Source organism: Candidatus Arthromitus sp. SFB-turkey, from assembly GCF_001655775.1.
Classification (GTDB): domain Bacteria; phylum Bacillota; class Clostridia; order Clostridiales; family Clostridiaceae; genus Dwaynesavagella; species Dwaynesavagella gallinarum.
This window is the reverse complement of sequence record NZ_LXFF01000012.1, coordinates 79,194-87,353: the sequence shown is the minus strand read 5'-3', so window position 1 is coordinate 87,353 and position 8,160 is coordinate 79,194. Positions and strand designations below refer to the sequence as shown.

The window sequence follows — 8,160 nt, the reverse complement described above, 5'->3', positions numbered from 1 at the left end:
TTTTATATGAAAATTTATTTAAAGTATTTCTAAATAAAAAAGACTTACCAAAATTGGCAAGTCGTGAAAATTAATTTTTCAATTTTTCATATTTTTTATTCCTAAACCACAAAATAGCATCAATAGAAACCATAGATAAATTTAAAATATATAAATACAAAACAATGTCATTACTATAGAGAATTTTATTAATAATACCTGCAACATATCCAATAATTAACACTATAAGAAATACTATGCTTTTACCATTGGTTGACTTAGATTTAAATGACTTAATAATAGAAAATGGCCACGCCATACCAAAACAAATCAACATAATAGCTTCTAAAATTTTCAATTCTAATCCCTCCTAAATCACCTTCCATCTTTATTATAAAAAATATTTGAATCGTTATAAATTACTTACTTTTTTGTATGTATCAAAAAAATATAGTCATTACAAATGTTCCAACTATTATTAAACTCAAACCCAATAAAGATTTTTTAGTCAATCTTTCTTTAAATACAATAAATGAAAACAGTATGGAAACCAAAATACTTAACTTATCAATAGGAATAACAACACTAACAATACCATGTTTTATAGCATAATAATAACATAACCACGAACAACCAGTTGCAACTCCTGATAAACAAATAAACAAAAATTCTCTCCTATTAACTTTATGAATTTCCTTTTGTTTTCTTCCATTAAAAATAATAATCCATGATATTATCAAAACAATAATGGTTCTAATAAAAGTTCCTAAATTTGAATCAATATCATTTATTCCAAACCTTGCGAGTATTGAAGTTAAAGATGCAAAAATTGCAGATAAAAATGCATAAATAATACCAGTTTGCTTTTTAAAATTATTCATAGAACTTTTCATCTCTATCATAAAAATTGTTCCAATCAAAATAGAAATTATCCCAAATAACTTAATCAAAATATTATTTGTTTCATTAAACAAAACAATAGCAAAAATTATACTTAAAACTACACTTAATTTATCAATAGCAACAACCTTGTTAACATCTCCAATTGATAATGCTTTAAAATAAAAGATCCAAGAAAATCCAGTTGTAACGCCGGATAAAATTAAAAATATATAATCATTTAAACTAACAAATTTAATTGAATTTATTGAACCCGTAATTAAAACTATAATAAATGAGAACAGCAATACTATTATTGTTCTTATTCCCGTCGCAACATCTGAATCTGTTTCTTTAATTCCACATTTTGCTAAAATTGAATTTATTCCACCAAAAAACGCTGATAAAATTGACATAACAATCCACATAAAACTTCTCCACCAAATTTATAACATATAAATTTTATCACATAATATTTAAAACAAAAAAACACACATATAAAATGTGTGCCTTTTTAATATTGACAATCATTAAAAATAATCATAAAATACAAAACAAAATTTTTATTTTAGGAGAGAACAAATGAATATTACAACAATAACAGAAAACAAAATAAACATAGCAATTATTTCAAGTAATGAAAAATTAATAACAGATGCTCAATCAGCTCTAGATTTAATTATGACTGTAGAATATGAAACAAAATCTAACAGAATCATAATCAATAAAGATAATATATGTGAAGATTTTTTCATACTAAGTACCGGCATAGCTGGAGAAATTTTGCAAAAATTTATAAACTATGGATTCAAAATTGCAATTTATGGAGATTACTCAAAATACACAAGTAAACCACTAAAAGATTTTATATATGAAAGTAACTCAGGAAAAAATATATTTTTTGTAAATACACAAGAAGAAGCTATAAAAAAGCTAAAACAAAATTTATAAATAAAAAAATCACTCGTTAAAAAAACGAGTGACCAAAATAAGTAACTAAAAATAAAACTATGAGGTGTACTGGATAAAACCAATAACAAAATCTTGACCAATTCTTAGAATAATATCCTTGTTTACCTTTATATAACCAAATCGGTATCAATGCAAATAATGCAAATAATTGTATTGGAATCGCAATCATCAAACCAAAAATATTAACTGGTATACTATGGCCTAGCAACAATGAATTTAAAACTGCAAATGCGACTAACTGCATTATATATTTGTATCTGCAATTTCTAGTTAAAGAAAATACTACAATTGTTAAAACTCCAATACCTGAATAGTCAACCGCTAAAATATTACCTACAAAGTATCCTATCATAGATACTAAAACAATTTGTATAGCTATCAATATATTACTTTTATTATTATTTTTTATTATATCTATTACTCTCAAAACAATTAATCCTATAAGAAAAGTCCATAAAACATTTTGATGGAAAGGATCAAATATTGCCCCAAATGGTGAGGTAATATTAAATGGTATTTCTGATATAATCGCAAAAAACAACAACTTTTTTAAATAACTTTTAAAATCTTTAGTGTACGCATACCCCTCAGCTATTTGGAAAGCAAATATAGGAAAAGCCAATCTTCCTATAATCGTCATAAATTCTCCACCAATTCCAGCAATTTTGTAAGAATGATCCATAATCATAGCAAATATTGCTATAATTCTAAGTTGAAAGGCCGTAGTTTCAAACACCCTGCCACTTTCTGTCGTTATATTATCCATTAGGTATTCCTCCTTAATTTCTATATCTTACTTTATCGTCCAAAAAAATATATTCTAAATCATATTTTCATATAAAAATACATTTTATCATTTGTAGGGATACAATTTCTTATACTAAAATATTATACTACAAAAATTTCAAATACTACAAAAATTTCAAACAAAAAATTAAACAGAAAACCTTAATGATTTTCTGTTTAAATCTCAATTATTATTTTGTCTAAGATAACTTTCAATTGCTCTTAAAATTTTTGAAGCACGTTTCTTTGCCCTTCTTTTGTAGAAAAATTGCATGAATTTAAAATTCATATCTATACTTTTTGAGTTTCCTTCAAATTCTTCACAATAAGTTACATCAATACAATACTCTTCAATTTCTTCAATAGTATAGCTAATTTTATTAATTCCGTTAATTGATTTAAAAGATGCGCTATAACATTTTGGAGGATTTAATTCTGTTATTACAACTTCAACTTCACCTTTACGTCCAACTTTATTTTTCATAACCTTCTTATATTTATATCCTTTATAAGGCTTTATCTTTTTACCAGTTGCCTGTTCAATATCATATGCAATTGATATTTCAAGTTGATTAAAAAATTCATTTACATCAACATACAATCTTTCTTTAACTTGAATCATTTAGAAACCGCCCTTTTCACTCAACTCTTTAAACCATTGTCCAGATTTTTTGATTCTTCTCTCTTGAGTTTCTAAATCAAGCTCTATAAGTCCATAACGATTTTTATAAGCATTTATCCAACTCCAACAATCAATAAATGTCCAAACGTGATATCCAATACAATTACTTCCTTCTTCGATTCCTTTATGAAGCCAAGTTAGATGTTCTTTGTAAAAATCTATACGATAATCATCATGAATCATTCCATCTTTTCTAAATCTCTCTTCGTTCTCTACGCCCATTCCATTTTCTGTTATCATCCACTCAATATTTCCGTAATTGTTTTTAATATTTATGGCAATATCATAAATTCCTTTAGGATAAATTTCCCAACCACGATAAGGATTCATTCTTCTTCCTGGCATTACATAGTGGTCATAATAATAATCTGGCATAAATGGAGCTTCTGGATTTGGAAGATGTGCTTTTGCACAAACACGAACTGGCTGATAATAATTAATTCCTAAAAAGTCTACCGTATTATTTTTTATAATACTTAAATCTTCTTGAGTATACTCAGGCATTAAATTATGTTTCTTTATAATGTCAATTAGTTCTTGATCATACTCACCTTTTATAGCTGGGTCTAAGAAACTTTTATTAGCAAATAATTCTGCAATATTTGATGCTTTAACATCAGCTTCATTTTGACTTCTTGGATAAGCTGGCGTTAAGTTAAGTACAATTCCAATTTTTCCACCCTGATTTAATTCGTGATATTCTTTGATTGCAAAAGCACTTGCTAAAGCTGTATGGTACGCAACTTGAACTGCTGCCTTTGGATCAACCTTACATGGATAATGATAACAAAGCAAGTATCCACACTCAACATGTACAATTGGCTCATTAAAAGTAAACCATCTTTTTACGATATCACCAAACAACTCAAAACATTTTTTAGCGTACTCTCTGTAATAGTCAACAACTTTTCTATTTTCCCAACCACCAATTTTTTGTAATTCGTATGGCATATCAAAGTGAAATAAATTTACAAATGGTTCTATATCATTTCTTTTCAATTCTTCAAAAACATTTCTATAAAACTTAACTGCATCTTCGTTAATTTTTCCAAATCCTTGAGGAAATAATCTTGACCAACTAATAGAAGTTCTAAAAGAATTATGTCCAACCTTTTTTAATAATTGAATATCACTTTTATAATTTTTATAAAATGTTGAAGTGTCTTGTGGCCCTATCCCATCAAAAAATTTATAAGGCTCTTCCTCATACCAAATATCCCAAATATCTTTTCCTTTTAAATCATCAGTGTGAGCTCCTTCACTTTGAGTTGAGCTTGTAGCACTTCCAAAATAAAATCCTTCTGGAAATTTTATCATTTTTTATTTCTCCTCTCTTTAACTCTATCTTTCCTAAGCATAATAACTCCCATAAGAACAATAATTAATCCTCCAATAATCATAAGCATTGGAGTTTGAGTTTTAGGAGCAACCATTATAAACAATAATCCTATACTTATTAAAAACAACTTCCACGAACCTTGTTGCTTTTCCTGTTTACTCATAAACGAACCTTTCAAAATTTCATCAAAATAATATAAAAGCAGGAAGGACTACTCCAACCTGCAAAAATATTTCTTACTAACTATTTCTTATTCTCCATTCTATTTGCAAGTAAAACAAATGGTGTCCATATTAAAAATGAAATAAATAAATTTAAAATAGCAACCCCTGCTGCTAAAATATTTCCACCTGTCGCAAAAAAAGCATATACTCCTACAGGCATTACCCAAGGAACTTGAACAAAGACTGGAGGAATGATTCCAACAGTAGTAAATAAATACGCTACAGCTACACAAATAGGTGGTACAATAAGCCAAGGTATCATATAAAGAGTATTTAAAACTATAGGTAACCCAAAAATTATGGGTTCATTGATATTAAATACACCCATTGGTGCAGACAATTTAGCAATAGTCTTAACATCATTCCTCTTAGAAAAAATAAATATTGCAATCAAAAGTCCTAATGTTGCTCCGGCCCCACCCATCTGTGCATAGGCATCAAACGATCCCCTAGTCCACGAAAAAGGCATATCATTAACTGTTTGGAATAAATTCCAATGCTCTAAATTCCTTAACGATGCAGTTGAATATATTCCTTCAAGTATGGGCGCAAGAACATTATGACCATGAAGACCAAAAAACCAAAACAACTGAATCAAAAACGCAATTAAAACAACGCTAAAAAATCCTTGTGATAAAAAAAGTAGTGGTTCTTGAATCCATTTTACAATTAAATCATTTGGATATAATCCTGTGGTTGCTATACAAATTTGTGTTATAACTCCAAAAGTATAAATAGCTATCGTTCCAGGTATAATAGCTGCAAAAGAATTACTTACTGCTGGCGGAACAGAAGATGGAAGCTTTATAGTAATTTTTTTCAACATCAATTTAACATATATCATTGAAGATATAAATCCTACAATAAGACATGTAAATATCCCAGAGGCACCTATATATGATTGACTTAAGTACCCTGAATCACTAACTCCCAAGAGTGAAACACCTGTTTTATCAACACTTAACCCTACATTCAATCCTAAAGATTTTAAAGCATCAAGCGAAGATGCACTAACCCCAGGTAAAACATAATCAAATATGATACTTTGATTCATAGTTGTAACTACAGCAGAAAAAGCTACAACCCCACCTGCTATAGGATTTACACCATATATATTTGCAATCTGATAACCCAAGGAAAACGTAAAAACTAACCCGAGTACAAAAATAGACCCAAAATAAATATTACCATTTATATTTATTAATTGCTGTACAGACTGTACAAACTTATTTCCAGTACCAAACCAAGTATTTGGAAGATCTCTTAAAAATACATTCAATAATACCGCTATACTACCAACCATAGTAACAGGCATAATGGAAACAAATGCGTCACGAATAGCAACTAAATGTTTTTGTCCTCCTATTTTAGCTGCTACTGGCATAAAATGTTTTTCCATCCATGTTAAAAAACCATTCATAAAATTATAATCCTTTCTTTATGAACCATAACTATACAATTTATTTACCAAGTAAACCTAAAGCTTGTTCTAAAACTTTTTCTCCATTCATTGTTCCATAAGCTTGCATATCAATAACCGTAACAGGTTTATCTCCAGCAATTTCTTTCATTTTAGATTCCAAAAAACGAACCTGTGGTCCTAACATTAAAATATCTGCATTTGGCAAATTATCAGCAGCCTCCGCATCAGATACTGCCCAAATTTCTGCTTCGATTCCTTTCGCTTTCGCAGAATCTTTCATTTTATTAACCATCAAACTAGTTGACATTCCCGCTGAACATACAAGTAAAATTTTAACCATAATAACATTCCTCCTTTTTTTGTGGCAAAACCACCCATAGACTACAAAATACCATATTTCATTTATTTTTGCAACCGTTTTCTAATTCGAAAGTTTATAAACTCTTTCTTTTTTACAAAAATTTATAGACACACTTATGCCTATGTGCTATAACGATAAATAGATATTATTTAATTTTTTCTTCATCAGGAGGTACTTCTTATGAAAAAAGATTTCATTAAAATTGTAACTATAGGTGGAGGAAGTAGTTATACTCCAGAATTAGTTGAAGGATTTATAAAACGATATGATTCTTTACCTATTAATGAATTGTGGCTTGTAGATATTGAAGCTGGACGTGAAAAATTAGAAATTGTTGGAGCTCTTGCAAAACGTATGGTTAAAAAAGCAGGAATTCCTATGAATATAATTTTAAGCTACGATCGTAGAGAAGCACTTAAAAATGCAACTTTCGTTACTACTCAAATGCGTGTTGGTCGTTTGCCTGCTCGTATACTTGATGAACGTATTCCTCTAAGTCATGGCATTATTGGTCAAGAAACAAATGGAGCTGGTGGAATGTTTAAAGCTTTCCGTACAATCCCAGTTATCTTAGATATAGTAAAAGACATGGAAGAGCTTTGTCCTGAGGCTTGGCTTATTAATTTCACAAATCCAACTGGTATAATAACTGAAGCAATTTTACAGTATACAAACTTTAAAAAAGCAATTGGACTTTGTAATGTTCCTGTTAATATGATTGAAGGTTTTTCCAAGATGCTTAACGCTGACGAAAACGATGTCACTATGGAGATTCAAGGAACAAACCATTTTATTTTTGCAACAGATGTATTTGTAAAAGGACAATCTAGATTTGAAGAACTGCTAGAAAAATATGCAAACCTAACTAAAGAAGATACAATTCAAATGAAAAATTTTGTATCATTGCCATATTCACCATCTTTTATAAAAGGTTTAAATGCAATACCTTGTCCTTATCACAACTATTACTTCTTCACAAAAGAACAATTAGAAGAAGAACTTGAACAATTTAAAACAGGAACTGTTCGTGGAGAGGTTGTCTACAAAACCGAAGAAGAACTTTTTGAAATTTATAAACAAGAAGAGCTTCAAGAAAAACCAGAACAACTTTCACAACGTGGTGGTGCAAAATATTCTGATGCAGCATGTAATTTAATTCAAAGTATTTATAATAATACTGGTGACATTCAATATGTAAATGTAAAAAATAATGGAGCTATTTCAGATTTACCACAAAATAGTGCTGTTGAAATTGCTTGTCGCATTACTTCTGACGGACCTAAACCATTATCAACTGGAAATTTAAAACTTCCGATAAGTGGTTACGTTCACATGATAAAATCATTTGAAAGAATGGTTGCTGAAGCAGCTGTTACAGGAGATAAAAATTTAGCTATAGCAGCATTAAACTTAAATCCTCTATGTCCAAGTGATAAAATTGCAAATGTAGTTATTGATGAACTTATAGAAGCTCACAAAGACTATTTACCACAGTTCAAATAAAAAAATGTAGCT

The 8,160-nt window shown here is 29.0% G+C and carries 10 protein-coding genes; 2 read left to right on the top strand and 8 right to left on the bottom strand.

Going from position 1 to position 8,160, the window contains the following annotated elements; genetic code table 11:
• Positions 1-70: 70 nt before the first annotated feature.
• Complete coding sequence (locus A6P36_RS02025; RefSeq protein ID WP_066760539.1) at positions 71-337, bottom strand: hypothetical protein; 267 nt, start codon at positions 335-337, stop codon at positions 71-73.
• Between the two features lie 82 nt (positions 338-419).
• A complete protein-coding gene (locus A6P36_RS02020; RefSeq protein WP_066760538.1) occupies positions 420-1,286 on the bottom strand; it encodes an EamA family transporter in 867 nt (288 codons plus the stop codon).
• A gap of 154 nt (positions 1,287-1,440) precedes the next feature.
• Here A6P36_RS02020 and A6P36_RS02015 point away from each other — a divergent pair, with 154 nt between their 5' ends.
• On the top strand, positions 1,441-1,809 hold the full coding sequence (locus A6P36_RS02015) for a DUF4180 domain-containing protein (protein WP_066760537.1): 369 nt from the start codon (positions 1,441-1,443) through the stop codon (positions 1,807-1,809).
• A gap of 16 nt (positions 1,810-1,825) precedes the next feature.
• On the opposite strand, the gene A6P36_RS02010 is transcribed toward A6P36_RS02015, so the two are convergent.
• The 6 genes from A6P36_RS02010 to A6P36_RS01985 all read right to left on the bottom strand — a co-directional run bounded on the left by A6P36_RS02010 (position 1,826) and on the right by A6P36_RS01985 (position 6,624).
• Positions 1,826-2,596 carry a TraX family protein gene (locus A6P36_RS02010; protein ID WP_066760536.1) on the bottom strand — a complete coding sequence of 257 codons (771 nt, stop codon included), beginning with the start codon at positions 2,594-2,596 and terminating at the stop codon, positions 1,826-1,828.
• Positions 2,597-2,800: 204 nt separating this feature from the next.
• Complete coding sequence (locus A6P36_RS02005; protein ID WP_066760535.1) at positions 2,801-3,238, bottom strand: DUF3284 domain-containing protein; 438 nt, start codon at positions 3,236-3,238, stop codon at positions 2,801-2,803.
• Positions 3,239-4,615 (bottom strand): glycoside hydrolase family 1 protein, encoded by a 1,377-nt coding sequence (locus tag A6P36_RS02000; RefSeq protein ID WP_066760534.1) that lies wholly within the window; start codon positions 4,613-4,615, stop codon positions 3,239-3,241. It lies immediately after the preceding gene.
• Positions 4,612-4,800, bottom strand: a complete 189-nt coding sequence (locus A6P36_RS01995) for a multidrug transporter (protein WP_066760533.1) — start codon at positions 4,798-4,800, stop codon at positions 4,612-4,614. The genes A6P36_RS02000 and A6P36_RS01995 overlap by 4 nt, the downstream gene beginning before the upstream one ends.
• An 80-nt stretch (positions 4,801-4,880) precedes the next feature.
• Positions 4,881-6,281 carry a PTS sugar transporter subunit IIC gene (locus tag A6P36_RS01990; protein ID WP_066760532.1) on the bottom strand — a complete coding sequence of 467 codons (1,401 nt, stop codon included), beginning with the start codon at positions 6,279-6,281 and terminating at the stop codon, positions 4,881-4,883.
• A gap of 40 nt (positions 6,282-6,321) precedes the next feature.
• Positions 6,322-6,624, bottom strand: coding sequence for a PTS sugar transporter subunit IIB (locus A6P36_RS01985; protein ID WP_066760531.1), 303 nt, complete (start codon positions 6,622-6,624; stop codon positions 6,322-6,324).
• 201 nt (positions 6,625-6,825) lie between these two features.
• On the opposite strand from A6P36_RS01985, the gene A6P36_RS01980 reads away from it, so the two are divergent.
• The gene (locus A6P36_RS01980) at positions 6,826-8,148 is read left to right on the top strand and encodes a 6-phospho-beta-glucosidase (RefSeq protein WP_066760530.1); all 1,323 of its coding nucleotides are present in this window, start codon (positions 6,826-6,828) and stop codon (positions 8,146-8,148) included.
• The last annotated feature ends 12 nt before the right edge of the window (positions 8,149-8,160 follow it).

Coding starts and splice junctions, on each gene's coding strand:
- A6P36_RS02020 (WP_066760538.1), bottom strand. CDS start 1,286: ATGTGGATTGTTATGTCAATTTTATCAGCGTTTTTTGGTGGAATAAAT.
- A6P36_RS02015 (WP_066760537.1), top strand. CDS start 1,441: ATGAATATTACAACAATAACAGAAAACAAAATAAACATAGCAATTATT.
- A6P36_RS02010 (WP_066760536.1), bottom strand. CDS start 2,596: ATGGATAATATAACGACAGAAAGTGGCAGGGTGTTTGAAACTACGGCC.
- A6P36_RS02005 (WP_066760535.1), bottom strand. CDS start 3,238: ATGATTCAAGTTAAAGAAAGATTGTATGTTGATGTAAATGAATTTTTT.
- A6P36_RS02000 (WP_066760534.1), bottom strand. CDS start 4,615: ATGATAAAATTTCCAGAAGGATTTTATTTTGGAAGTGCTACAAGCTCA.
- A6P36_RS01995 (WP_066760533.1), bottom strand. CDS start 4,800: ATGAGTAAACAGGAAAAGCAACAAGGTTCGTGGAAGTTGTTTTTAATA.
- A6P36_RS01990 (WP_066760532.1), bottom strand. CDS start 6,281: ATGAATGGTTTTTTAACATGGATGGAAAAACATTTTATGCCAGTAGCA.
- A6P36_RS01985 (WP_066760531.1), bottom strand. CDS start 6,624: ATGGTTAAAATTTTACTTGTATGTTCAGCGGGAATGTCAACTAGTTTG.
- A6P36_RS01980 (WP_066760530.1), top strand. CDS start 6,826: ATGAAAAAAGATTTCATTAAAATTGTAACTATAGGTGGAGGAAGTAGT.